Source organism: Billgrantia gudaonensis, from assembly GCF_900100195.1.
Taxonomy (GTDB): domain Bacteria; phylum Pseudomonadota; class Gammaproteobacteria; order Pseudomonadales; family Halomonadaceae; genus Halomonas; species Halomonas gudaonensis.
In genome coordinates, this window is the sequence record NZ_FNES01000001.1 from 90,329 (window position 1) to 115,449 (window position 25,121).

Annotated in this window: 22 protein-coding genes; 11 read left to right on the plus strand and 11 right to left on the minus strand. The window is 67.0% G+C overall.

Annotated features, from left to right (window positions below; translation table 11 throughout):
- Positions 1-300: 300 nt before the first annotated feature.
- From BLP96_RS00420 to BLP96_RS00430, 3 genes are all read right to left on the minus strand, one after another.
- Positions 301-1,299, minus strand: a complete 999-nt coding sequence (locus tag BLP96_RS00420) for a glucosaminyl phosphatidylglycerol flippase (protein WP_089681973.1) — start codon at positions 1,297-1,299, stop codon at positions 301-303.
- A 17-nt stretch (positions 1,300-1,316) separates the two neighbouring features.
- Positions 1,317-2,438: an N-acetylglucosaminyl phosphatidylglycerol synthase gene (locus tag BLP96_RS00425; protein WP_089681974.1), complete on the minus strand. Its 1,122-nt coding sequence runs from the start codon at positions 2,436-2,438 to the stop codon at positions 1,317-1,319.
- A 130-nt stretch (positions 2,439-2,568) separates the two neighbouring features.
- Complete coding sequence (locus tag BLP96_RS00430) at positions 2,569-4,509, minus strand: exoribonuclease II (RefSeq protein WP_089681976.1); 1,941 nt, start codon at positions 4,507-4,509, stop codon at positions 2,569-2,571.
- Positions 4,510-4,694: 185 nt separating this feature from the next.
- Here BLP96_RS00430 and BLP96_RS00435 point away from each other — a divergent pair, with 185 nt between their 5' ends.
- From BLP96_RS00435 to BLP96_RS00465, 7 genes are all read left to right on the plus strand, one after another.
- Positions 4,695-5,492, plus strand: coding sequence for a Cof-type HAD-IIB family hydrolase (locus BLP96_RS00435; protein WP_089681978.1), 798 nt, complete (start codon positions 4,695-4,697; stop codon positions 5,490-5,492).
- A gap of 130 nt (positions 5,493-5,622) precedes the next feature.
- Positions 5,623-6,345 (plus strand): response regulator, encoded by a 723-nt coding sequence (locus BLP96_RS00440; protein WP_089682552.1) that lies wholly within the window; start codon positions 5,623-5,625, stop codon positions 6,343-6,345.
- Positions 6,345-7,829, plus strand: coding sequence for an ATP-binding protein (locus tag BLP96_RS00445; RefSeq protein WP_089681981.1), 1,485 nt, complete (start codon positions 6,345-6,347; stop codon positions 7,827-7,829). The genes BLP96_RS00440 and BLP96_RS00445 overlap by 1 nt, the downstream gene beginning before the upstream one ends.
- 112 nt (positions 7,830-7,941) lie before the next feature.
- A complete protein-coding gene (locus tag BLP96_RS00450) occupies positions 7,942-9,201 on the plus strand; it encodes an ABC transporter substrate-binding protein (RefSeq protein WP_089681983.1) in 1,260 nt (419 codons plus the stop codon).
- Between the two features lie 97 nt (positions 9,202-9,298).
- Positions 9,299-10,213 carry a carbohydrate ABC transporter permease gene (locus BLP96_RS00455; RefSeq protein ID WP_089681985.1) on the plus strand — a complete coding sequence of 305 codons (915 nt, stop codon included), beginning with the start codon at positions 9,299-9,301 and terminating at the stop codon, positions 10,211-10,213.
- A complete protein-coding gene (locus tag BLP96_RS00460; RefSeq protein ID WP_089681987.1) occupies positions 10,206-11,084 on the plus strand; it encodes a carbohydrate ABC transporter permease in 879 nt (292 codons plus the stop codon). The genes BLP96_RS00455 and BLP96_RS00460 overlap by 8 nt, the downstream gene beginning before the upstream one ends.
- Before the next feature lie 27 nt (positions 11,085-11,111).
- Positions 11,112-12,233, plus strand: a complete 1,122-nt coding sequence (locus BLP96_RS00465; RefSeq protein ID WP_089681989.1) for an ABC transporter ATP-binding protein — start codon at positions 11,112-11,114, stop codon at positions 12,231-12,233.
- Positions 12,234-12,255: 22 nt separating this feature from the next.
- Here BLP96_RS00465 and BLP96_RS00470 read toward each other — a convergent pair whose 3' ends face one another.
- The 6 genes from BLP96_RS00470 to BLP96_RS00495 form a co-directional block, all read right to left on the minus strand.
- On the minus strand, positions 12,256-12,696 hold the full coding sequence (locus BLP96_RS00470; RefSeq protein WP_089681991.1) for a universal stress protein: 441 nt from the start codon (positions 12,694-12,696) through the stop codon (positions 12,256-12,258).
- Between the two features lie 80 nt (positions 12,697-12,776).
- Positions 12,777-13,838: a TIGR01620 family protein gene (locus BLP96_RS00475; RefSeq protein WP_089681993.1), complete on the minus strand. Its 1,062-nt coding sequence runs from the start codon at positions 13,836-13,838 to the stop codon at positions 12,777-12,779.
- Positions 13,835-15,223 carry a YcjX family GTP-binding protein gene (locus BLP96_RS00480; protein WP_089681996.1) on the minus strand — a complete coding sequence of 463 codons (1,389 nt, stop codon included), beginning with the start codon at positions 15,221-15,223 and terminating at the stop codon, positions 13,835-13,837. The genes BLP96_RS00475 and BLP96_RS00480 overlap by 4 nt, the downstream gene beginning before the upstream one ends.
- 26 nt (positions 15,224-15,249) lie before the next feature.
- Positions 15,250-16,428 (minus strand): MFS transporter, encoded by a 1,179-nt coding sequence (locus tag BLP96_RS00485; RefSeq protein ID WP_089681998.1) that lies wholly within the window; start codon positions 16,426-16,428, stop codon positions 15,250-15,252.
- Positions 16,383-17,447 (minus strand): GlxA family transcriptional regulator, encoded by a 1,065-nt coding sequence (locus BLP96_RS00490; RefSeq protein WP_089682000.1) that lies wholly within the window; start codon positions 17,445-17,447, stop codon positions 16,383-16,385. Before BLP96_RS00490 ends, BLP96_RS00485 begins: the two co-directional genes overlap by 46 nt.
- 120 nt (positions 17,448-17,567) lie before the next feature.
- Entirely contained in the window at positions 17,568-17,756 is a 189-nt protein-coding gene (locus tag BLP96_RS00495) for a hypothetical protein (RefSeq protein WP_089682002.1), read from the minus strand.
- A 95-nt stretch (positions 17,757-17,851) separates the two neighbouring features.
- On the opposite strand from BLP96_RS00495, the gene BLP96_RS00500 reads away from it, so the two are divergent.
- The gene (locus BLP96_RS00500) at positions 17,852-18,406 is read left to right on the plus strand and encodes a DUF924 family protein (RefSeq protein ID WP_089682004.1); all 555 of its coding nucleotides are present in this window, start codon (positions 17,852-17,854) and stop codon (positions 18,404-18,406) included.
- A gap of 84 nt (positions 18,407-18,490) precedes the next feature.
- Positions 18,491-18,733 carry a GlsB/YeaQ/YmgE family stress response membrane protein gene (locus tag BLP96_RS00505; protein ID WP_089682006.1) on the plus strand — a complete coding sequence of 81 codons (243 nt, stop codon included), beginning with the start codon at positions 18,491-18,493 and terminating at the stop codon, positions 18,731-18,733.
- 85 nt (positions 18,734-18,818) lie between these two features.
- Here the strand turns inward: BLP96_RS00505 and gabT are convergent, their stop codons facing one another.
- A complete protein-coding gene (gene gabT / locus BLP96_RS00510) occupies positions 18,819-20,117 on the minus strand; it encodes a 4-aminobutyrate--2-oxoglutarate transaminase (protein WP_089682008.1) in 1,299 nt (432 codons plus the stop codon).
- Between the two features lie 31 nt (positions 20,118-20,148).
- Positions 20,149-21,594, minus strand: a complete 1,446-nt coding sequence (locus BLP96_RS00515) for an NAD-dependent succinate-semialdehyde dehydrogenase (protein WP_089682010.1) — start codon at positions 21,592-21,594, stop codon at positions 20,149-20,151.
- A 194-nt stretch (positions 21,595-21,788) separates the two neighbouring features.
- On the opposite strand from BLP96_RS00515, the gene BLP96_RS00520 reads away from it, so the two are divergent.
- Positions 21,789-24,248 carry a DUF1266 domain-containing protein gene (locus BLP96_RS00520; protein ID WP_089682013.1) on the plus strand — a complete coding sequence of 820 codons (2,460 nt, stop codon included), beginning with the start codon at positions 21,789-21,791 and terminating at the stop codon, positions 24,246-24,248.
- 287 nt (positions 24,249-24,535) lie between these two features.
- Positions 24,536-25,099: a C40 family peptidase gene (locus BLP96_RS00525; protein WP_422666798.1), complete on the plus strand. Its 564-nt coding sequence runs from the start codon at positions 24,536-24,538 to the stop codon at positions 25,097-25,099.
- Positions 25,100-25,121: the final 22 nt, after the last annotated feature.

The following is a 25,121-nucleotide window of genomic DNA, read 5'->3' on the forward strand; positions in this document are numbered from 1 at the left end:
AAGTCCTTCCTGCTGCCCGATGCGGCCGCTGTCGGTGGTGACGCTTTCCCATCGTCGACTACGCTCCCTGACGGGACGAGGGCATCTCGATGAGGGCTCTCATCCTGAACGATACGCTGCCGGGCGGTGAAAGCGTTTCGCCGAACGGCCAGCACGCTCTCCATGACGCATCGCCCAGTCGGCTGGCAGTTCTCAGTCTAGCGGATGATGACCGACGTGCCTCAATGTACTTGGGTGGTGCCATGGCGGGTCGATCCGGCAATGCGATGGGGTGCCTGGTGGCTCTTGGGTGGCGGTCGTTCAGGAGGCCACCGGTCGACCCAGCCAGCGGGCGACCTGGATGAGAAAGACAGGGGCGCCCGCGAGAAGGTAGAGGTGGTAGCTGACGAGGCGCCAGATCACGACGGCGGCGGCGACCTGACCGGGCTCCATCAGCGGCAGCAGTAGAGCGCCGACGCTGATTTCGGCGGCACCGGCACCGCCGGGAAGCACGCTGAACTGGCTGGCTGCCATGGCCAGCATCTGCACCAGGAAGGTCCAGGCCCAGTCGGCCAGCGTCCCGCCCTGGCCGATGATGCCGAGCACGGCCAGATAGAGCAGGCTGTAGCGCAGTAGCCAGTGGAGACCGCACAGGCCGAAGATCGATGCGAGTACCGATGGTGGCAGGCGCAGGGTCGCGATCAGGGTTCGGCGACCGCTCAGCAACTGGCGGGCGAAGCGGCGCCGTCGCCTGGGGCCGGGCCAGGCCAGCCAGGGACGCCGTCGCAGCAGCCAGGGCAGCCAGGCCAGGATCAGCCCCAGCCCGAGCAGCACCAGGCCGAGCCCCAATGAGGCAGCACCGATCAGCGTGCGATGTGGCCAGTCGACGGCGCCGGTCAGGGTGGCCGCGACCAGCAGAGAGAGCATCACCGCAAAGAACAGCAGGTCGCAGGATTGGTCGACGAGATAGATGGCCGTGGCACGCGCTGGAGGAAAGCCGCGCCGGGCGAGCAGCAGCAGGAAGGTGGCGGCGCCGCCGCTGCCTCCCGGCGTGGCGCAGAGGGCGAACTTGACGGCCATCTCGATGGCCAGGGCGCCATCTTGCCCCAGGTGCCCAGCGCGGCCCGATAGCAGCAGACGCCAGCGGGCGGCATTGAGATTCCAGCACAGCACGGTGATGATCCCCATCAGGGCTAACAGCGGCCCAGGGAAGGCACCGATCGTGGCAAGAGCCTCGTGGCCTCCCAGCCACCAGGACACCAGCAGAGGCGCCAGCAAGGCCAGGAGCAGCAGGCCGAGGTGACGCCATCGCCATGTCATTGCCATTCTCGCTCCAGTCACCCCTTGTCGGCCCGTGCGACGGCGGGGGGGACGTCCCCGACCAAGGCGGCATAGTGCCGACTCAGGTCGTCGATGACATGCTCCCAGCGGAAGTGGCGCTCCACGTGGCGCCGGGCATGGCGACCCATGGCGACAGGGTCATTGAGGAAGAGTTCATGAACGGCCCGGGCCATGTCATCGGGGTCGCGGGGGCGGCAGAGCACTCCGGCGCCCAGCGGAACGTATTCCTTCAGGGCGCCCGAACGGGCCGCTACGACCGGAACGCCGCAGGCCATGGCTTCCTGGGCTACCAGGCCAAAGGTTTCGCGGGTGCCGGCATGCAGCATGGCATCGGCGCTGGCTAGAGCGCGGGCTACGCTCGTGGGTGGACAGTAGCGGGGCACGACGCTGACGTTCGCGGGTACCCGGGTCGGCATGCCGGGACCCATCAGCAGCAGGTGATACGCCGGACCCAGGCGCGCCATCGTCGCCAACAGCACGTCGACGTGTTTTTCCGGGGAACAACGACCGGCGAAGACCAGCAACCGTTGGTGGTCGCGTAGTCCGAGCTCGAGGCGCAGGCCCGGATCATGATGTCGCGGGTGGAAAAGCTCCAGGTCGACGCCCAGCGGCTGTACGCGTATCGGTTCGATGCCCCAGTCGGCCAGTCGTTCGGCCATGGCGGTACAAGGTGCCAGTACGCTGTCGAACCGCCCATAGAGGTCGGCCACGTAGCGCTGCAGGCGCCGGCGGACACCGGTGCCGAAGCGATCTCCCATCAGTCTGGGCAGGTCCGAATGGAAGAACCCCACCGTGGGCACCCCCAGAGCCTGGCCGGCTTCCGCGACGGCCCAGGCGGTGACATAGGGGTCACCGGCCTCGATCAGGTCGGGTGCCATCGTCATCAAAGCATCGCGCCAGGGGCGGCGACGCAGCGGGAATCGGTAGCCTTGGCCCAGTGGAATCCGCGGGGCGGGGAGGGTATGCACCCCGCCGAGCGAGCTGCGCTCGGCGCCGGGGACCAGCAGGCTGGTGCGCAGGCCCGGCCGGGTGGCCAGCACGCGATGCTTGGCATCGAGGTAGGTGCGTACACCGCCGCTTGCGGGCGCGTGGAGCATGGTGACGTCGACGATATGCAAGAAGCCCTCCTGGCACTGGTATCTCCTGCCAGCCTAGGGCGTCAATACGACAGTTGTGCGACAGCCGCAACGAGAGACGGCGACCTTCGAGGTCGCCGTCCACCAGTGCTGCTTGGCCGTTGCCGGAAGCTCAGTCGGCGGGGCGGGCCACCAGGGAGCGGGTTTCCTCTCGAGCCTCGACCAGCGCCACGCGGATGCGGTCGCCCAGCTTGAAGCGCTCCTCGCTCTCCACCTGGATGCGTCCTTCCTTGTCGTCGATGGCGACCTTGTCGCGATCGCTGTGCAGCGTCGGGGCGGGAACGAAGGCGGTGGCACCGTTGGCGACGAGGCGCACGCGCATCCCGCCGCGATTGATCTGGATGACCTCGGCGTCGAAGATATCCTGGGCCTTGGCGGCGGGGGTCAAGTAGCGCACATAGAGCCAGTCCTTGACGTCGCGCTCGGCCATGCGGTTGAGCTTGCGACGCTCGGTGAGCTGCTCGGTGAGCGCGAGGCTCGCCTCGGCAGGCGCCTGCTCGCCCTTGAGGACGCGCTTGATCAGGCGATGGTTGACCATGTCGCCGTACTTGCGAATCGGTGAGGTCCAGGTGGCGTAGGCGGGAAGCCCCAGGCCGAAGTGGGGGCCGGGCTTGGCCGACATGCTGGTGAACCCCTGAAAACGCCGCAGGCGGGCGTCCAGCCAGGCGTCGTCGCGTCCTTCCAGTTCGCGCTTGAGCTCCTTGTAGCGGGGCAGCTCGGTGAGCGCCTCGCGTTCCACTTCGATCGCCTGGCTGGCCAGGAACTCCTGGGCCGCCTCGGCCTTGTCGGCCTCGAAGGCGCGGTGCACGTTGAAGATGCCATGGCCCACGTGTTCCGCCAGCAGGTCGGCGCAACAGGCGTTGGCGGCGATCATCGACTCTTCGATCATGCGGTTGGCGATGCGCCGCTCTTCGGTGCGGATGTCGAGTACGTTGCCGGCCTCGTCCAGGTCGAAAACGTAGTCGGGACGATCCTTGAACACCAGGGCGTGCTCGGCCCGCCATGCGGCCCGTGCTTCGGTGAGGTCACGCAGGGCCTGGAGCTGGTTGCCGATCGTCTCGGCCGGTGCCCAGTCGCCCTGGCCCTCGAGCCAGTCGGAGACCCGGTCATAGGCCAACTTGGCGTGGGATTTCGCCGTGGCGGCGAAGAATCGATAGTCGCCCAGGCTGCCATCGGCGTGAACGGTGAGCGTGCAGGCCAGCACGGGACGTTCCTTGTCTTCCCACAGCGAACACAGGTCGTCGGCCAGTGGCTCGGGCAGCATGGTGACGTTCTGACCCGGCAGGTAGACGGTGAAGGCGCGGGTACGCGCCTCGAGATCCGCCGCATGGCCCTCCTCGACGTAGGCGGTGGGATCGGCGATGGCCACCGTGAGATCCCAGCCGCCAGCCTCCCGAGCGACGATGCGCAGGGCGTCGTCCATGTCTCGGGTCTTCTCGCTGTCGATGGTGAAGAAGGGTTCGGCGGTGAGATCCTCGCGCTCGAGTCCCTCGTCGCGCAACGGCCAGTCGCTGCCGGGATCCGGACACTCCTGCTCCAGGGCGTGGCGGGCCAGGGTCACGCGCCACGGCACGGCCGGGTCGTCGGCCTTGGCCACCAGCTCGTCGATCTGGGTGAAGAAACCGCGGTCGTCGGCCTTGAGCGGGTGGCGTACCAGCCGCGCCACCACCCAGTCGGCATCGCCGATGGCGGCTTCGTCGAGGCTGCGCTTGATGCGCGCCTTGAGCGAATTCCTGATGGAGGGGTGATCGGGCACCACGGCCAGGCGACCTTCGCGCTTCTGCACCCGGGCGATGAAGCGATCGAGCCCCTGCTCGATCAGCGTGTCGGGCTCGACGCTTTTCTTGTCGCCTTCCTCATGAAGCACCGCCTCGACGCGATCGCCGTGCAGCACCTGCTTCATGGCGGGGGGCGGCACGAAATAGGCGTTGCCGTCGTCGGTTTCGAGGAAGCCGAAGCCCTTTTCGGTGGCCTTGATCACGCCCTCGACACGAGGGGTGGTGGAGCGGATCTGTTGCTTGAGCTGGGCAAGCAGGGCGTTGTTCTGCAGCATGATCACGAACGTCTGGCGGGAGTAAGGAGGCCACTATACGGATTCCCCGCCGCGGGGCCAAACGCCTTGCCGTGTCGCACGGTGAATCAAGGAGTTGTCGGCTTTCCGGGACGTGATCTCCGACGAGGGGCGGGATTGCCCCGGCTGAATCGGTTAAGCTTGGAGCCAAGCCAACGGAGAGCGCCATGACCCCTCACCTGATCGTTTCCGACCTCGACGGAACCCTGCTCGATGCCGGCCACGACCTGACACCCGGCACCATCGCCACCCTGCGCGCCCTGGCGGCCCAGGGCCATCATCTTGCTTTTGCCTCCGGGCGCCACTTCCGCGACATGCTCGCCTTCCGTGACCGCCTTGGCGTGCCGGTGCATCTGATCAGCACCAACGGAGCGTATCTGCACGCTCCCGACGATCGGCTGCTGGCCGCGCGCCATCTCGACCCCGCCATCGCCCGGCAGCTGATCGCCCTCGAGCGACACGCCACGGTACGTCTCAATCTCTACCGCGACGATGACTGGCTGATCGACGCCGAGGCCCCGGAGCTGCTGGCGCTGCATGCGCACACCGGCTTCGGCTATCGGGTCGCGGCCCCCCACGAGCTCGATGGAGAGGGCGTGGGCAAGGTGCTCTATATCGGCGAGTCATCGCGGGTAGCGGAACTGGAAGCGCGAATTCGCGAGCGCCACGGCAGCGCACTGCACGTCACCTATTCCATGGCCAATTCCCTTGAGGTGATGGCCGGCGGCGCCAACAAGGGCACGGCCCTGACATCGCTGCTCGCACGGCTGGGGATCGATCGCGAGCGCTGCCTGGCCTTCGGCGACAATCTCAACGATACCGAGATGCTGCATCTCGCCGGCGAGGCGCATGTGATGGCCAATGCCCATCCCGACCTGACGGTCCGCGTGCCCGGGGCAACGCGCATCGGCCACCACGCCGAACAGGCGGTGGCGGCCAGGTTGCGCGAGCGTTTTGGCGTGTGAAATCGGCGGAGTCGCTACCACCTTGGTCGCAAACGACTTGCCGCTGTCCCGGTGCGGGCTCATCATCGGTTTCCCGCAGCGATAACGCGCTACGCGCGGTGCCGGCATCTTGCGTAGCGCCAGGGCGATGATGACAACGACTCCCGCTACCCTGATCGTCGTCGATGACGATCCCGAGATACGCGAGCTGCTGGCCGACTATCTCGGCCGCCATGGCTATCGCGCCCTGGTCGCCGAGGATGCCGAAGCGCTGCACCGGCTGCTCGCCACCGAGTCCCCCGACCTGCTGATCGTCGACATCATGCTGCCGGGCGATGACGGTTTCACCATTTGCCGCAAAGTGCGCCGCGACAGCGAGGTGCCGATCATCATGCTCACCGCCAGCGCCGACGATACCGACCGCATCCTCGGGCTGGAACTGGGGGCCGACGACTATCTGGGCAAGCCCTTCAATCCTCGCGAGCTGCTGGCCCGGATCAAGGCGGTGCTGCGCCGCACCCGTAGTGCTCCCGGCGAGACGCCGGCCGAAGCCCGTCTGGTGGCGTTCGGAGACTGGCGCCTCGACCGCATGACCCGCGAGCTGATCGATGCCGAGGGGGCGCGTCTGCCGCTCTCAGGCGCCGATTTCCAACTGCTCCAGGTCTTTCTCGAGCATCCCGAGCAGGTGCTCACGCGCGAGGCCCTCTACGAATTGACCCGCGGCCGCTCGGCGCCCCCGCTGGATCGCTCCATCGACGTGCACGTCTGTCGGCTTCGCCAGCGTCTGGGGGAGGAGTCCCAGCATCATCAGTTGATTCGCACCGTGCGTGGGGCGGGCTATGTCTTCACCGCCCGGGTCGATGCGGTGACGTGATGAAAACGCGTTGGCTGAGGTGGCGCCGTGGCGTGGCGCGACATCTGCCGCGCACCCTGCGCGGCCGCTTCGTGTTGATCATGCTCGTCGGCGTGCTCACCGCCCAGCTCGCCAGCTATGCCATCTGGTCCTCCCAGGTACGCTCGAGCCAGTTGGAGCAACTCGACGAGTTGTCACGCAACGTGGCCTACAGCGTGGCCTCGACCATGCATTTCTTCCGCTCGCTGCCCTTCGAATATCGCCATATCGTGCTCGACCAGCTGCGCAACATGGGCGGCACGCGTTTCTTCGTCAGCGTCAACGAACGTCGCATTCCGGTCGAGGACATGGGTGACGGTCCCGAGAAGCGGCTGGTGGTCGACAACTTCCGCGAGATTCTGACCGACGAGCTCAATATCGACGACGTCCTGGTGGAGTTCTCGCGCCCCGAGACGCTGCGCGTGTACAACAACGAGGTGCTGCTGCACGACCTGCCACCGCGCTGGGGCCAGCACAGCCTGCTGATGGAGCCGCTCTCGCCGCCGATCCTGGTGGTGCAGATGGAGCTCGCTCCCGATACCTGGCTCTACGTGGCGACGCTATTGCCGGTGCCCGAGCTGCTCGCCGACAACCGCTGGATCTCGGGCGAGCGACTGCTGGCGGCCTTCATGGTACTGCTCACCGTGATCGGCCTGTCGCTGCTCGGCATACGCAGCGTCTCTCGGCCACTGGGGCGGCTGGCCAGGGCGGCACGGCAGCTCGGCGACGATCTCGATGCCCCTCCGCTGCGCGAGACGGGGCCGCGTGAGGTCGCGGCCACCGCGGCGGCCTTCAACCGCATGCAGGAGCGCATACGCGACCAGGTAGAAGAGCGCGAGCGCCTCTTCTCGGCCATCTCGCACGACTTGAAGACGCCCATCACGCGCCTGCGCCTGCGCGCCGAGATGCTCGACGACCCTCGGCAGCGGGAGCGATTCTGTGCGTCGCTCGACGAGCTCGACCTGCTGGTCAAGGGAGCGCTGGCCTCGGTCAAGGGGTTCGACCTGCACGAGCCGGTTGAAGAGGTCGACCCGCGAGCGGTACTGGACGAGCTGGCCGAAGAACTCGCGCTTCAGAAGGGAGAGGTGACGATCACCGGGCATGCCGCACCGCTGCCCGTCAAGCCGTTGGCGTTCAAGCGCTGCCTGGCGAACCTGCTGGAGAATGCCGTGTTCTACGGTCGCCGTGCCGAGGTGACGCTCGACGATGCCCTCGAGCGGTTGACGATCGCCATTCGCGATCACGGACCGGGCATTCCCGAGGCCCAGCTCGAACGGGTGTTTTCGCCGTTCGTGCGACTCGAACCCTCGCGCAGTCGTCATACCGGCGGCAGCGGCCTGGGGCTCGGCATCGCCCGTCATATCGCCCGTGCCATGGGCGGCGAAATCGTGCTCGCCAACCGGCCCGGCGAAGGCCTCGAGGTGACCATCGACCTGCCGCGGCCATCGCATGTTTCAGCGCTGTAATACCCTCGCAATGCTTTGTAGGAGTTGGTAACCCGCAGGACGGCGACTCTCGGTTAGCGTGATGGGTACTCCGGTGGCTACCGGATTCAATAACAACAGCAGGAGCATGCCGATGGTTTCGTTCGACAAGACTACCCTGGCCCTGACCACGTCGCTGGCGGCCGCTGTCACGTTTTCCTCCGTTCAGGCCGCTGAAGTGGAGGTGCTGCACTGGTGGACTTCGGGAGGCGAGGCGCGTGCCGCCAACGTGCTCAAGGAGTTGATGGAAGCCGAAGGTTACGGCTGGGAAGACTTCGCCGTCGCCGGTGGTGGCGGCGAGACCGCCATGACCGTACTCAAGTCCCGCGCCATGTCCGGCAATCCGCCTTCGGCGGCACAGATCAAGGGCCCCGAAATTCAGGAGTGGGGCGAGCTCGGCTTGCTCGGCGAGCTCGACGAGGTGGCCGAGGCCGAGGGCTGGGACGAGCTGCTGCCCCCTACGGTCGCCGACGTCATGCGCTATGACGGCAGCTACGTGGCGGTGCCGGTCAACGTGCACCGCGTCAACTGGCTGTGGGCCAACCCCGAGGTGCTCGATGAGGCTGGCGTCGAGATGCCGACCACGCTCGACGAGTTGTTCGAGGCCGGTGAGGCGATTCGCGAGGCGGGCTACATCCCCCTGGCCCATGGCGGCCAGGCCTGGCAGGACGCCACCGTCTTCGAAAGCGTGCTGCTGGCCACCGGTGGCACCGAGTTCTACCAACAGGCGCTGGTCGATCTCGACGAGGAAGCGCTGGGCGGCGAGACGATGGTCGAAGCGCTCGAGACCTTCAAGCGCCTGCGCGAGCTGATGGATGACGACATGTCGGGCCGCGACTGGAACATCGCCACCTCCATGGTGATCGAGGGCGATGCCGGCATGCAGCTGATGGGTGACTGGGCCAAGGGCGAATTCACCGCCGCTGGACTCACTGCCGGTGAGGACTACCTGTGCGCCGCCGCTCCGGGCACTCAGGATGCCTTCACCTTCAACATCGACAGCCTGGCCATGTTCCGCGTCGAAGGTGAAGAGCGCGAGGCCCAGCAAGCCTTGGCGCGACTGGCGCTGGAACCGACCTTCCAGGAGGCCTTCAATCTGGCCAAGGGCTCGATCCCCGCTCGCCCCGATCTCGACATGAGCGAGTTCGACCAGTGTGCCCGGCAGTCGCTCGAGGACTTCCAGCACACCGCCGATGCGGGCGGTCTGGTGCCCAGCATGGCCCACGGCATGGCCGTGCGCGCCGATGTCCAGGGCGCCATCTTCGACGTGGTGACCAACTACTTCAACTCGCGTGACATGGCTGCAGAAGAGGCCGCCGAGCGCATGGTGAACGCCGCTCAGGCTGCGCTGTAAGGCGCCATTGCAGGAGGGGCGGGCCTGGTTGTCAGGCCCGCCCCCGCTGGTTCGCCGCTCACGTTCGAGGTCTTTCGCTATGTCCCCGTCACCTTCCATGGCGCGTCCGGCAGACGGCCCCGGTGCCCGTCGCAGTCGTGCCGGCACGCTTCACGCCTGGCTGCCCAAGCTGGTGTTGGCACCGTCGGTCGCCATCTCGCTGTTCTTCGTCTACGGCTTCATGTTGTGGACCTTTATCCTCTCGCTGACCAACTCGCGCATGCTGCCCAGCTACGAGTTCGTCGGTTTCGCCCAGTATGCCCGCCTGATGACCAACGATCGCTGGTGGGTGGCTTCCTCCAACCTGGTGGTGTTCGGTGGTCTGTTCGTGGCCATCTGCCTGGTACTGGGGCTGCTGCTGGCCATTCTGCTCGATCAACGCATCCGCCAGGAGGGCGCGCTGCGCACCGTCTATCTCTACCCCATGGCGCTGTCGTTCATCGTCACCGGCGTGGTGTGGAAGTGGCTGCTCAATCCCGGGCTCGGCATCCAGGCGATGGTGCGCGGCTGGGGCTTCGAGGAGTTCCGCTTCGACTGGCTCGTCGATCCCGACATGGCCGTCTACACCCTGGTGATCGCCGCGGTGTGGCAGGCGTCCGGCTTCGTCATGGCGCTGTTCCTCGCCGGTCTGCGTGGCATCGACGACAGCATTCTCAAGGCGGCCCAGCTCGATGGCGCGAGTCTGCCGCGCGTCTATTGGCGAGTGGTGATTCCCTGCCTGCGACCCGTGGTGTTCAGCGCGGTGATGATTCTCTCGCACATCGCCATCAAGAGCTTCGACCTGGTGGTGGCGCTGACCGGTGGTGGGCCCGGCTACGCGACGGATCTGCCTGCCACTTTCATGTATACCCACGCCTTCACTCGGGCGCAGGTCGGGCTGGGCTCGGCCAGTGCCATGCTGATGCTCGGCGGCGTACTGGCCATTCTGATCCCCTATCTCTACTCCGAGCTGAGGAGCCGCCGTCATGGATAACGTGATCCGCCGCCGCACGCTCGGTGCCCGTGCCGCTCGTGTCACGCTCTATGCCGCGCTGCTGTTGGCTGCGCTGTTCTATCTGCTGCCGCTGGCGGTCATGCTGATCACATCGGTCAAGCCGCTGGCCGAGATCACGCCGGGTACCCTGCTCGCGCTGCCGCAGGAGCCGACGCTGGCACCCTGGACCAAGGCGTGGGGGGAGGCCTGCACCGGCATGCGCTGCGAAGGGGTGGGCGTCTATTTCTTCAACTCCATCGCCATCGTGGTGCCGGCAGTACTGATCTCCACGCTCATCGGTGCGCTCAACGGCTACGCCCTGACCAAGTGGCGCTTCAAGGGATCGGAGCTACTCTTCGCGCTGATGCTGTTCGGCTGCTTCATTCCCTTCCAGGTGGTGCTGCTGCCCATGGCGCAGACGCTGGGGTGGCTGGGGCTGTCGAGCTCGCGTGCCGGCCTGATACTGGTCCACGTGATCTTCGGTGTCGCCTTCACCACGCTGTTCTTCCGCAACTTCTACGTGGCGGTGCCCACCGAGCTGGTGTCGGCGGCCAAGCTCGACGGCGCCGGTTTCTTCCGAATCTTCTGGCGCATCCTGCTGCCCGTCTCGGCGCCGATCATCGTGGTGTCGGTGATCTGGCAGTTCACCCAGATATGGAACGACTTCCTGTTCGGGGTCGCCTTTTCGGGCCACGACACCCAGCCGGTGACGGTCGCCCTCAACAATCTGGTCAACACTTCGACCGGCGCCAAGGAGTACAACGTCGACATGGCGGCGGCGATGATCGCTGCGCTGCCCACGCTGGTCGTCTACGTACTGGCGGGAAAGTATTTCGTTAGAGGTCTCACGGCCGGCTCGGTCAAAGGCTGAACAACCGAACGACAAGAGGTTTTCGACATGGCAGCGCTTGAAATCAACGACGTCTGCAAGGATTTCGGCAGCGAGCAGGTACTCAAGGACGTGAGCCTGGCGATCGACTCCGGGGAATTCTTGATCCTGGTGGGGCCCTCGGGCTGCGGCAAGTCGACGCTGATGAATGCCATTGCCGGGCTGGAGCCGGTGACCTCCGGCGAGATCCACATTGCCGGCGAGAACGTTACCTGGCAGACCCCGGCGGAGCGCGATATCGCCATGGTGTTCCAGTCCTACGCGCTTTATCCGAGCATGACGGTACGCCAGAACATCAGTTTCGGCCTGGAGATGCGCAAGGTGCCCAAGGCCGAGCGCGAGGCAGCGGTGGAACGGGTGGCCGACCTGCTGCAGATCTCGCACCTGCTCGAACGCAAGCCTGCCCAGCTCTCCGGCGGCCAGCGGCAGCGCGTCGCCATGGGGCGGGCGCTCGCCCGCGAGCCCAAGGTCTACCTGTTCGACGAGCCGCTCTCCAACCTCGACGCCAAGCTGCGCGTGGAGATGCGTACCGAGATCAAGAAGCTGCACCAGCGCCTGGGTACGACCATCGTCTATGTCACCCACGACCAGATCGAGGCGATGACGCTGGCCGATAGCATCGCGGTGATGCGCGACGGTCGTATCCTCCAGCTCGGCTCGCCCGACGAGGTCTACAACGATCCGGTGGATCTGTTCGTTGCCGGCTTCATGGGTTCGCCGTCGATGAATTTCATCATGGCCACTCTGGAAGGGGAGGCGGGACACTACCGGTTGCGAGTGGAGACGCCGGGAGAAGAGAGCCTGTATCTGCCCTGGCCGCAGGAACGCGAGACGCCGGCCATGGCCGAGCAGGCCGGGCGGCCAGTGATCCTCGGGTTGCGGCCGGAGCACTTCGCCGAAGACGACGCTCGGCTCGGCGACGATGCCGAAGGCGTGCTGCTGACGCCGCAGATCACCGTAGTGGAGCCCACCGGGGCGGACATCCTGCTTCAACTGGCGCTGGGGGAAGGAGACGCCACGGCCCGAGTGGGGCCCAAGTGCCGAGTGAAGGCGGGAGAGCGGCTGGCGCTGCGCATCGACATGGCGCGCGCGGTGCTGTTCGACCGCGAGACGGAGCAGCGCCTGGCCTGACTTTCACCTTCAGAGTCGTCGTTCAGCGCACCGTGATGACCGTGCAGTTGGCTGTGTGGCTGACCTTGTGCGAGACGCTGCCGACCACCAGGCCGCGCAGGTCGCTGAGCCCGCGGCTGCCCATGACGATGGCGTCCGCGCCGCTCTTGCGCGCTTCGCTGACGATGGTGCGTGCCGGGTCGCCCTGGCCGATGATGGTTTCCACCCGAGCCGCTCCCTGCTGGCGGGCGTCTTCGGCCGCGCGGTCGACGACCTGGCGGCCGGCCCGCTCGCGATCTTCCCGGGAAGCTTCCAGGGCGACGGCGCCGATGCCCCACACCAGCGTGGTCTCGTGGGCGAGTTCTTCGGGGATATGCAGGATGTGCAGGGTGGCATCGTTCTCGCGGGCGAGCTGGCAAGCCACGTCCAGCGCCTTCTTGGAGTGCTGAGAGCCGTCGACGGGAACCAGTAGGGTCTTGAACATGGCAGCATCCTGTCCGGTGGTTGAATGATCGTCTCTCCCTTCGAGACTAGTCGTTGACTGCCGGACTGTCATGATCGGGGTCAAGGGTCGGTCGAGTCCGTCTTGCGCTCCTTCGCCTCCAGCCGGCGCAGCTGCTGCCACAACTCGCGGCGCAGGTCGCCGACCCGAGGTACCTCGGCGTCGGTGAAAGCGAGGGGGCGGGTCAGCCGCTGGGTGCGCAGCCCTAGCCGCGCGCTGAGCAGGCCGATTCCCAGCCCCTGGCCGGCGCGCGTGGAAAGGCGACCGGCCAGATCCAGCGAGAGCATCTCCATGCCGGCCTCGCTGGCCATTTCGGAGGCGCCGGCGAAAGCCATGCTGTACAGCACGCCCCGCAGCAGGCGCAGGCGGCTGGCATAGCCGAGCTCGAGGCCATAGAGCCGGCAGATCCGATCGACCATCGCCAGGCTGCGCCAGGCCACCAGCGCCATGTCCACCAGTGTCAGCGGGCTCACGGCCACCATGACGGCGGTTTCGCCGCTCATCTTCGAGATCAGTCGGCGTGCCTCCCGGTCACGAGGGGCGAGCAGATGATGGGCCAGCAGTTCACGCAGCTCGTTGCCGCCATGATGCGGCTGGACGGCATCGCGAAAGCCGACCCAGTGAGGGTGATCGTCGTCGAGCCCCATCTGCTGCTTGAGGCGGCGTGCCTGGAGCATGGCGCGGTCGGCACCCACTTCGTGCAGCTCGGCCAGCTCGCTGCGCAGGCGGTCGTGGCGGCGCAGGCGGCGCAGGCGCCATAGTTCGCGTCCCAGGGCGGCGGCGCCCAGGGCGATGGTGGCCAGTCCCAGCAGCATCCAGCCCACGGCGAGCCAGTCGCCGCCGGTGAGCGTGGCGGGCAGCGTCACGGCGAGTTCGGCGCTGCCCAGTGCCAAGCCCCCGGCCAGGAGTCCCAGCAGGCCCCAGCGACGCTTGCGGGGGCGCATCAGGCCGCTTTCCAGATCGTGCTCGGCACGCGTGGGTGTCTCGGCGGTGGGCTGCGAGGGCAGGTCGGGGGCGAAGTCCCGGCGTGGCGCAATGCGCTCCCCTGGGGCGGGAGGCTCGTCTTCCAGAGTGAAGCGGCGTCCGGGCTGCGGATCGTCGTCGCCGGGGTTGGGATGGCTCATTGCAACTTGTCTCCGAGCAGCCAGTCGAGGGCGGCGTCGAGGCGGATGTGTGGCAGGGCGGCGCCGGACGTTTGCGGTGGTCGAAAGGCGGTGAAGGCGAAACCCTGACGGGCCCAGAAGGCCTCATCGGGAAGCCGGTTCGGCACCTCGCCGGGAAACATCAGCACCCTTTCGCCATCCAGGGTGGTGCCGCGCAGGGCCGGCGACCGTACGCCTGCTTGGGTGACCTCGCGCACCTCGGTGGCACGGATCGAGGCCAGCGACAGGGCCTTGACGGGAACGTCGGCGTAGCGCAGATCCTTGAGCGGTTCGGCTAGCAGCGCTTCGAGCAGGGCAGTGAGGCGCGGATGCTGCTCCGGCGTGACGTGGTCGGCCTTGGTGGCAGCAATGGCCAGCCGGTCGATGCGCGGAGCGAAGAGGCGCGAGAGCAGGCTGCGCTTGCCGTAATCGAAGCTTTGCATCAGCGTGGCGAGCGCCTGGGCGAGATCTTCGAAGCGCTCGGGGCCGGCGTTGAGGGCGCCGAGCACGTCGACCAGCACGATCTGGCGATCGAAGCGGCGGAAGTGGTCACGGTAGAAGGGCTTGACGATCCGTTGCTGATAGTGTCGAAAGCGTGCCGCGAGCGTGGCGTAAACGCTGTCCGGGGGCAGAGCATCGAGGCGTTCGCGGTCGTCGGCGAGGCCGGGCAAGGGAAAGAACTGCAGCACGGGGGCGCCTTCGAGATCGCCGGGCAACAGGAATCGGCCCGGCTGCAGGTCGGCGAAGCCAGCCTCCCGGGCGGCGCGCAGGGCCTTGGCATAGTGCTCGGCAATCTCGGCAAGCTCCGCTTCGTTGGCCTCCGCCGCCGGGTCGAGCTTCGCCGCAGCGGCTTGCCATTCCGCCATCAGCGCTTGTCGCTCGGGCCCGGCACTGTCCATTACCGCACGGCTCCAGGCGAGGTAGTCGGTGGCCAGCAGCGGCAGGTCGAGCAGCCATTCGCCGGGATAGTCGAACAGATCCAGAGCCAGTTGGGCGCTGTCACCGTGCCACCAGCCTCGTTGTGCCGGCCGGTAGCGGATCGACAGGCGCAGCTCGCTGATGCCGCGAGTGGGTTCGGGCCAGTGAGGTGGATCGGTGGTTAGGGCCGCCATCGCCCCGTCGTAGGGAAATCGCGGCACGCTGAGGTCCGGTTGGCTGACGCGACGGGCGCCGAGCAACCGCCCTTCGCGAGCCGCCGGCAGCAGGTCGAGGCGCGCTTCGAGCCCGGCGTGGCGCAGCTGGTTGACCAGCGAGGTGAGAAAGGCGGTCTTGCCGGAGCGGGACAGACCGGTGACCGCCAGGCGCAGCTGACGGTCGCGCCCGCGTTCGAGCAGATCGTGGAGTTCGCGAGCCAGGGGCTGGCGCATTGGCAACGGTTTCCTTCGCAGTACTGTCAGCCGCTAATGTGCGGGCGTTGACTGCGTGTGGCAAGCCGTCGCCAGAACACCAGAGCGATGGGCAGCAGCGCCAACGGGATCAGCAAGGCATTGAGCAGCGTCCAGCCGAGCCGGTCGACCAGCGGACCGGCGAGCAGGGCGGTGACGGCCACGGTGGAGAAGACCAGGAATTCGTTGGCCGCCTGGGTGCGGGCTTTTTCGGCAGGGCGATAGGCCTCGGTGAGCAGTCCGGTGGCCGGCAGGAAAGTGAAATTCCAGCCCAGTCCGAGCAGGATCAGGGCGGTGTGAAAGCCGGCTACGCCTCCATCGACCTGCGCCACCACGCCGCATGCTGCCAGCAGCAGGCAACCGGTGACGATCATCCGGTGGCTGCCGAAGCGGGCGGTGAGATGACCGGTCACGAAGGAGGGCAGGAACATCGCCAGTACGTGCCACTGAATGGTGGTGGCGACGTGGTCGAAGTGGAAACCCGCGCCGGCCATGGCCAGGGGCGTGGCGGTCATCGCCAGGTTCATGACGCCATAGCCGACCAGCGCCGAGACCACGGCGACGAGGAACACCGGTTGACGCACGATGTCGCCGAGCGGACGGGGCCGACCCTCGCCGTGGGTGGCCTCGGGGGGCGGCAGGCGGGTCAGCAGCAGGATCACCAGGGCGGTCAGATAGAGTGCGCCGAGGCCCATGAAACTGCCGAGAAAGGGGGTATCGGCGAGCTCACGGCTGATGCGGGCCAGCCAGGGGCCGAAGAAGGCGGCCAGCACGCCGCCGCCCATTACCAGACCGATGGCACGATCTCGCAATGCCAGGGGTGCGGCCTCCACGGCGGCAAAGCGGTAGAGCTGGCCGAAGCCGATGCCAATGCCGATCAGCCAGGTGCCGAACATGAACAGCCCGAAGTGCTCGCCGACCAGCGCCTGGGCGGCGAGCATAACCCCACCGAGCCCCATCAGGTTGCCGAGCAGGAAACCGCGCTTGCGGCCCAGCCTGGCCATGATCAGCGAGGCGGGTATGGTCGCGCACATCAGCCCCAGCCATTGGGTGGCCACCGGAGCGGTCGACCAGACCGGGTCGGGGGCGAGTCTCGCGCCGATCAGCGGCGAGACGGCGATCAGCAGGATGTTGCCGCTGATCAGCAGCGCCTGGCAGAGGGAGAGCAGGGTGACGCTGACGGGCATGGGGCCTCCTTGACGTCCGGGGTGAGTGAGGGGGTGCCACGGTTGTCGGGATGATGGCCGAAACGCTGGCGATACAGCGAGGGCGGTATGCCGTAGTGGCGCAGGAAGAGGCGGCGCAGCTGTTCGGCGCCGCCGAGTTGCCAGTGCCGTGCCAGGCGCTCCAGGGAAAGCGGCTGAGGACTCTCGATCAGGGCCACCCTGGCTTGTTCCAGGCGCAGGCGGGTCAGGTAGCCGGTGGGGGTGGTGTTCAACTGGCGGCGGAACAGACGCGACAGGTGGCGGGGCGAGACGGCGATGGAGTTCGCCATCTCTTCCAGGCGGTAGGGCTTGCCGGGGTCGGCATGCAGCCGATCCAGCAACCGGCGCAAGGGGCCGCTGGCCCTCTGCTGCTGGGCGAGGAGCTCGCTGAACTGAGACTGGCCGCCGGGCCGGTGCAGGAACATCACCAGTTCGCGTGCCACTCGCCCGGCCAGTTCGCTGCCCTGATCGGCTTCGAGCAGCGACAGGGCCAGGTCGATGCCGGCCGTGACCCCGGCGCTGGTATGCACGCCGCCGGATTCCAGGTAGAGCGCGTCGTCCAGCACCTCGACCTCGGGGTGCTCCCGGGCGAGTCGAGCGCAGTGGCGCCAGTGGGTGGTCGCCCGGCGGCCGTCCAGCAAGCCGGCGGCGGCGAGCAGGAAGGCTCCGGTGCAGATGGCGCCCAGGCGTTGCACCCGCTCGGCCTGGTGACGCAGCACCTCGAGCAGGGCCGGGTCACGGCACTGTGCCGCGTGTCCGCTGCCGCCGGCGATCAGCAACGTATCCAGGGGCGCCAGGTCGTCCAGATGCTGCCAGCCGATGTCGGCCTGCAAGGGCAGGCCGCCGTTGGTGGTCACGCTGCCTGGCTGTGCCGCGGCCAGGTGCAAGCCGTAGAGCGTGCGCCCGCTCAGCTCGTTGGCGGTGGCGAAGACCTGCCAGGGGCCGCTGACGTCCAGCAGCTGACAGCCGGGATAGGCCAGCATGGCGATGGTGCGCGACATGGAGACACTCTCACGGTGGTGGCTTTCCGAAGAGTGTCGGCGTTGCCGGTCATGTCCGCAATGACCCGTTTCCCACCGATAAGGACATGGCGGCGATGAGAAGCGGAGCGCTTGCGGACGTCACTCCAGAAGCAGCAGCTGCGCGAGAAGGGTGGGCGTGGCGGCGATCAGGAAGCCGGCGCCGGCCATGCCATACCACGGCCAGCGCCGCTCGCGGCGGCGGGCCATGGTCAGGCCGACCAGGCACACCACCAGCCCGAGCAGGTTGAAAGGGATGGTGAGCATTTCCAGCAGTGGAACGAGTGGCATCGCAACGCACCTGGGTTGAAGACGAACGCGAGAGAGGCCCATGATAGCAGCATGAGCCGAGGCCGCCGACCGTCACAGGGAAGAGGAATCCACCCATGCCTACCGATCTGCCGGGCACCGATGAGGTGCTCGATTTCTGGTTCCGTGAACTCGTTCCTGCCCAGTGGTTCCGCAAGGATCCGGCGCTGGATGCCGAGATCGCGCAACGCTTCGGCACCCTGCTGCAGGCCGCGACACGAGGCGAGCTATGGCAGTGGCGTCGCTCGGTACAGGGGCGCCTGGCCGAGGTGATCGTGCTCGACCAGTTTTCGCGCAATGTCCACCGTGACACGCCGCTGGCCTTTGCGGCCGATCCCACCGCCCTGGTGCTGGCTCAGGAGGCGGTGGCACACGAGCTGGACCGGGAGCTCGAGACGATGCAGCGGGCTTTCCTCTACATGCCCTACATGCATAGCGAGTCACTGGCGATCCACGACGAGGCGTTGCGCCTGTTCGATCAGCCGGGGCTCGAGGAAAACCTGCGCTTCGAGCGTCGGCATCGCGACATCCTGGTACGGTTCGGTCGCTATCCGCATCGCAACGCCGTTCTCGGGCGCGAGTCCACTCCTGAGGAGCGGACCTTCCTCGAGCAGCCGGGGTCGTCGTTCTGAACGTGCGCCACGGGGCGTTGTCCATGGCGGGATCGCAGGCTGCGGTCGCGAGCCATTTTTCCAGCAGCAGGAGGAGAGCGGATCATGGGAGTGATTGCGTGGTTGATCATCGGTGGACTGGCCGGATGGATCGCCGGTCACATCATGCGCGGTGGCGGTTTCGGCATCCTCGGCAACATCGGGGTCGGCGTGGTGGGAGCGCTGGTCGGCGGCTTTCTGTTCAGTTTGCTGGGCCTTCAGGCCGGCGGGTTCGTCGGCTCGCTGGTGACGGCCACCGTGGGCTCGGTGGTGCTGCTGTGGGTGATCGCCAAGGTGCGACAGGGCTGAGGGCCCTACGCTGATGCAAAAGCGCGAACCGCCCGGCTCCAATGAGCCGGGCGGTTCGTTTTCGAGCCATCGCGAACGGTGTCGTTCAGGCGGTGGCGGTTGCCTGACTGCCCACCAGTTCCTTGAGCGAGGCCTCGACGATGTCGAGTCCTTCGGCAAGCACCTCATCCTCGATGGTGACGGGCATCAGGAAGCGGATGGTGTTGCCGTAGAGGCCGCAGGAGAGCAGGATCAACCCCTTCTCGCGGGCCTTCTTGCACAGTGCGGCGGCGAGGTCGGCATCCGGAGCCGGAGCCTTCTTGTCGGAGACCAGTTCGAAGGCGGCCATGGCCCCCATGTTGCGTGCGTTGTCGACGCAGGCGAACTGCGTCTCCCACTGGCGGAAACGCTGGGCCAGCTTGTCGCCGAGCGTCCGGCTCTTCTCCAGAATGTTCTCCTGTTCGAACACCTCGAGCACCGCCAGCACTGCGGCACAGGATACCGGGCTGCCCGTGTAGGTGCCGCCGAGCGAGTTACCGCCGGAGGCGTCCATGTGCTTGTCGGTGCCGACCACCGCGGAGATCGGCATGCCGTCGGCCATGCTCTTGGCCATGGTGATGATGTCGGGCTCCACGCCGCTGTGTTCGATGGCGAACATCTTGCCGGTACGGCCGAAGCCGGACTGCACCTCGTCGACGATCATCAGCATGCCGTGTTCGTCGCAGATCTCGCGGATGGCCTCGAGAAAGCTCGTCGGCGCCGGGTAGAAGCCGCCTTCGCCGAGCACCGGCTCGAGCACGATGGCGGCGGTGTCGCGCGGGTTGGCGTCGGTCTTGAGCGCCATCTTCAGGCCGCGCAGGGCTTCGTCTTCGCTGACACCGTGGTAGGGCACCGGGAAGGGGGCGCGGAAGACGTTGCCGGGCATGCTGCCGAAGTCGGTGGCGTAAGGAGCGACCTTGCCGTTCATGGCCATGGTCATGAAGGTGCGGCCATGGTAGCCGCCATCGAAGCAGATGACGTTGTTCTTGCCGGTGGCGGCGCGCGCGACCTTCACGGCGTTTTCCAGCGCCTCGGCGCCGGAGTTGGCCAGCATGACCTTGGCGTGTCCGCGTACCGGGGTGATCTGGCTGAGCTTTTCGGCCACGCGCACATAGCCTTCGTAGGGCATCACCGTCTGACAGGTGTGCATCACCCGGTCGAGCTGCGCTTTCACCGCCTCGACCACCTTGGGGTGGCGGTGGCCGATGTTGAGCACGCCGATGCCGCCGGCGAAGTCGATGATGCGGTTGCCGTCGGCATCCCAGATCAGGGCGTTCTCGGCGCGGTCGGCAAACTGAGTGGCGGGGCTCGCCGCCCCGCTGGCGACGTAGCGCTGCTTGAGTTCGTTGAGCTGTGCGTTGTTCATGCTATCTCCTTCGGGTTCGTAGGGATGGCGATCAAAGGCCGCCGACACAGACGTATTTTAGTTCAGTGAACTCGTCCAGGCCGTGATGCGAGCCCTCGCGCCCCAGTCCGGATTCCTTGACGCCGCCGAAGGGCGCCAGCTCGGTAGACAAAATGCCTTCGTTGACGGCCACCATGCCATATTCGAGCCCTTCCATGACATGCCAGATACGCCGGTAGTCACGGGCATAAAAGTAGGCAGCGAGGCCGAACTCGGTGGCGTTGGCCAGGGCGATGGCCTCGGCGTCGTCGTCGAAACGAAAGACTGGCGCCAAGGGGCCGAAGGTCTCCTCGCGGGCCACGCGCATCGCCGGCGTGACGTCGGCGATCACCGTGGGCTGGAAGAAGGTGCCCCCCAGGTCGTGCGACTCGCCGCCGCACACCAGGCGCCCCCCTTTCTCCAGCGCATCGGCGATGTGCTCACGCACCTTGTCCACCGCGGCCGCATTGATCAGTGGCCCCTGGGCCACTCCCTCGTCGAGGCCGTTGCCCACCTTGAGCTCGGCGACGCGGGCGGCCAGTTTCTCCACGAAGGCGTCGTACACGCCGGCCTGCACCAGCAGGCGATTGGTGCACACGCAGGTCTGGCCGGAGTTGCGGTACTTCGAGGCCACGGCCCCTTCCACGGCATCATCCAGATCGGCGTCGTCGAAGACGATGAAGGGGGCGTTGCCGCCCAGTTCCATAGAGGCCTTCTTGACCGTGCCGGCGCACTGGGCGAGCAGCCGCTTGCCCACTGCGGTCGAGCCGGTGAAGGAGATCTTGCGCACTCGAGGGTCGGTGGTCAGTACTTCGCCCACGGCTGCCGGATTCTCGGCGGTGATGACGTTGATCACCCCGGCGGGAAAGCCCACGTCCTCGGCGAGCTTGGCCAGGGCCAGGGCGGTGAGCGGGGTGGCTTCGGCGGGCTTGATCACCACCGGACAGCCGGCGGCCAGCGCCGGTGCGCACTTGCGAGTGATCATCGCCAGCGGGAAGTTCCACGGGGTGATGGCCGCTACCACGCCGATGGGCTCGCGAAACACCAGAATGCGCTTGTCGGCGCCATGGCCAGGCAGGGTCTCGCCGGCCATGCGCTTGGCCTCCTCGGCGTAGAACTCCACGAAGGAGGCGCCATAGGCGACTTCGCCGCGGGATTCGGCCAGCGGCTTGCCTTGCTCGCGGGTCATCAGTCGGGCCAGCGGCTCCTGATGCGTCATGATGGCATCGAACCAGGCGCGCAGCAGGCCGGCACGCTGCTTGGCGGTTCGGCGGCGCCAGGCCGGCCAGGCGGACTCGGCCGCGGCCACGGCTTCGCGGGCATCGTCGGCAGTGAGGTCCGGCACTTCGGCGAGGGTGTCACCCGTGGCCGGGTCGGTCACGGTGAAGCGGCGTTCGGTACGCCGCCACTGGCCGGCAATGTAGGCCGCGTCGATGATCGGCAGGGAAGGGCGGGTCATGGCGACTCCATGTGTTGATTATCTTGCTGCTTGAGTGTGCATTATTTTGAACGCATCGCCAAGACGCTCCCGGGCTTTATCCGTCGCTTTTCCATGCTTGGATCATCGGCGCGAGGCGCGCTTTCCGTTACACTAGGCGCCATTTTCGCGAGCGGTGACGCTCGCTCCCGTGGCTTGGTACGTCGAGGTGAGCCTTGGTCGATCCCCTGAACGCCTGGTGGGCCCAGCAGCTGGTGCTGTGTGACTGGGCCTTTGCTCCCGATCCGCTGGACGTCGAGCCGCCCATGGCGACGGCGCGGTTGAATGCGTTGGGCATCCACGATCGCGGTGAGCTCGGATGGTGCCTGCTCGAGGCTTTCGACGGCGCCCGCGTCGATCCGGCACGACTGCTCGCAGCCTTGGAGGTCACGGCGTTGGCCGGGGCCTCGGGCTGGCTTCCGGTCGAGCGCGCGCGGGCCTGGGCACTGCGCCTCGCCGATGAGATCACGGCGCGCCATGCCGACCTGGATGCCTGGCTGGAGGCGTTGCTGCATGCACGCAGCGCCGAGGGCTGGGTGCGTGGGGATGACGGTTTCTGGGAGGCCTGCGAGGCTCTGTCCAAGCTCGAGCACGAGGGGGCTGGCGTCACCTGGGGATTGGTGGCCGACTGGGTGGCCCGCGAGCGCCATGGCCAGTCGCTGTGGCCCGACGCTCCCGGAGAGCGTGCCTGGCGTCTGCGTGCTGCCTACGCGCCGGTGGTGGCGCTGCCTGCCGGGCGGCAGGACTGGCCTGAAGCCGCCGCCTGGCTCGCCGAGGGCTGGCAGATCGAGGGACGCGACGACTTGATCCGCTGCCTGTTGTGGTTGGCCGGACAGGGGCATCGCCAGGCCTGGGATCTCGATGCCACTCGACTCCTGCAGGTCGATGCCGCCGCACGCCGAGCTTGGCGCGAAGCGCTGCCTGCCCCGGATGCCGCCTACGGCCGCGTCATGCTGGCTTTCCTGGAACAGGGCGAGCCGCTGGAGTGGGCCGCCTGGGACTGGCTGCGCCTGGTCGATCTGGCGTGGGCAGGCGCCTGCCTGGGCTGGCTCGAGGCGGCGGAGGCCACCAACTTTGCCAATCATGCCCTCGAGCTGGTACAGCATCGCTACAGCGACTGGTCGGCACTGGCGCGGGCCTATCAGCGCGGTCGCAGCCTGTTCGAGGGGCGCAATCGCTTGAAGACGCTCGAGCGCGATTGGCATCAGCTGTTGCAGTCGCCGGTCAGCCCCTGGCGCACGGCGTTGCAGGAACTGGGCGAGCCCGCCGAGCGGGAGGCCGCCCGCCATGCCATGGCCGAATGGCGTCGTTCGCCGCGCCACTGGGTGCTGGCGCTGGCCTCCGTACGCGAACCGGAGCTCGCTACCCGTCAGGGGCCGCCGGCTCCCGTTGCCGCGGAACGCCGCAATGACGCATTGCAGTACCTTCGTGACACCCTGGACCTGCATCCCGAGGAGGGAGCCGAAGCGCTGGCACGCTACTGGCTACCGGCCCAGGCCCATCACCTCAATCAGTTGGCCGCCGATGCCGCCCACGCCGCCCTGCCCAGCGCCGAGACCGCCTTCGGCCAGCCGCAGCCGGCCGACCTGGCTGCCCGGGATGCCCTGCGCCAGGGGTGCCGGCACGCGGCTACCATCCACATGGCAGAGAAGTACGCCTTCTATCTGCAAATGGCCTTCGATACCGAGGCGTTCGATCACCAGGCGCTGACTCGTCTGGCCGAAGCGCTATGCAGTACCTTGTGTCGTTTCTACCCGGATGCGCGTCGCTTGCTCGAGGCCTGGGCACAGTGGGATGCGCTGCTGCCCGAGGCGGAACAGCCGCCGCTCACGGCAGAAATCCGGTGGCACCTGGAAGACCCCGGGAGCCCTTTCCACTGGCTCGACTGGCACAGTCATGAATGGCATGAGCCTGGGCCACGTCCTACGCTGCGACGCTTCACCGCCATGGCGCTGGTGGGGCCGCTGAACATGCCGGCCTGGAGCGAACCCCAGGTGGAGAGCGAGCGCGAGGCGGTATCGATCCGCGAGTGGGTCGACGATCACTATGGCATCACCGGGCGTGCCGAGCTCGGCGAGTTCCTGGACTTTCTGCTCGAAGCCGGCGACCGGCAGGAGTATCAGATCAACTACGCTCCCTATACCCTGAACGATGCTCGTCTCGCCTCCGAGATCGCCATGTTGGAGTCCGGTGACTGCAGCGAGGAGGATCGCCATCATCTGTTGCGATTGCGCCGCGTACGCGACAACGAGGATGGCTGCAACGACGTGGATCTGACCGCCTGGGACCTGGCCCAGGCGGTGGACCTGGCCATCGCCGGGCGCCAGCTCGGTTGGCTGGAGGCCAAGGCCTTCGATTCCGTGCTGGAGCGAGCCCATGCCCTGGCCGCCGAGCATTATGCGGACTGGGTCGCCTATGCACGCGGTCTGTATGCCGGTTTCTCGTTCTTCATGGGGGAAACGCCCGAGCGGGAGAGCTTTCTCGCCGGCATGCGTCAGGCGCTGGCCGCCTGGCTGAGCGGCGCGCCGCCCCTGGGCGGGCCCTGGGCGAGCCTCGACTTCCCCGGCGCGCGACCGCGCCACTGGGCGCCGATGCATGTCGATACGCTACCGGGAGATGCGCACACGCTGCATTAGCGGCTCGCCATGTGCCTTGGGACTATCGTATAGTCGGTAGTCGGACGTTCGATTGAACTGGCTTCCGTTGGGAAGCCCGTTTGCCATGACAGCGAGTCGCCGAGAGGCCGTTTTGGCAGTGGTACCCTTGTTGCGCCACTGCCACAGCGACCGCCCGAGGAGATCGCCGCGAAGCAACTCGCCGCGGTGATCGGCGGCTCAGGGAATGAGGAATTCGCCGGATGGCCGTTACGCCTGCGTTGCGTACTTTGCAAGTCTTGGGCCTGTTGCTGCCGCTTGCGTTGCTGATGGGCTGTAGCGCGACCTCGATACAGCCCGAACGGAACTCGAATGACTACTTCGCGCGCCAGTTGCCGGGCCTCCCCGACGACTGGGATCCCATGATGTCGTCAGCCGACAGGTCCTTCTTCCTGGACGATCTTCGCGCTTCGCCGTCCGAGCAATTGCGCCTGGCGCTGCTCGATCAGCACCAGCGCTGGGTGGGTACGCCGTATCGCCTGGGTGGTGAGTCGACACGGGGCATCGACTGTTCGGCGCTGGTACAGCGCGTCTTCGCGGAAACCTTTCGCCTGGAACTGCCGCGTACCACCGGCGATCAGGTTCGGGAGGGAGAGCCGGTCGATCGCGATGCCCTGCAGGTCGGCGATCTGGTCTTTTTCCGCCCGCCCGGTGCCTACGACCATGTAGGCATTTACGTGGGCGAAGGTCATTTCCTGCATGCCTCTACTTCGCAAGGGGTGAAGCTGTCCCGCCTCGACAACGTGTATTGGCAACGCCACTTCTGGCAGGCACGTCGCACCCTGGCACCCACCCTTCTGGCCCAGCGCGTGAGCTTGCATGGCGAAGGCTAGGTCGTGGGGCGTTCATGCCGGT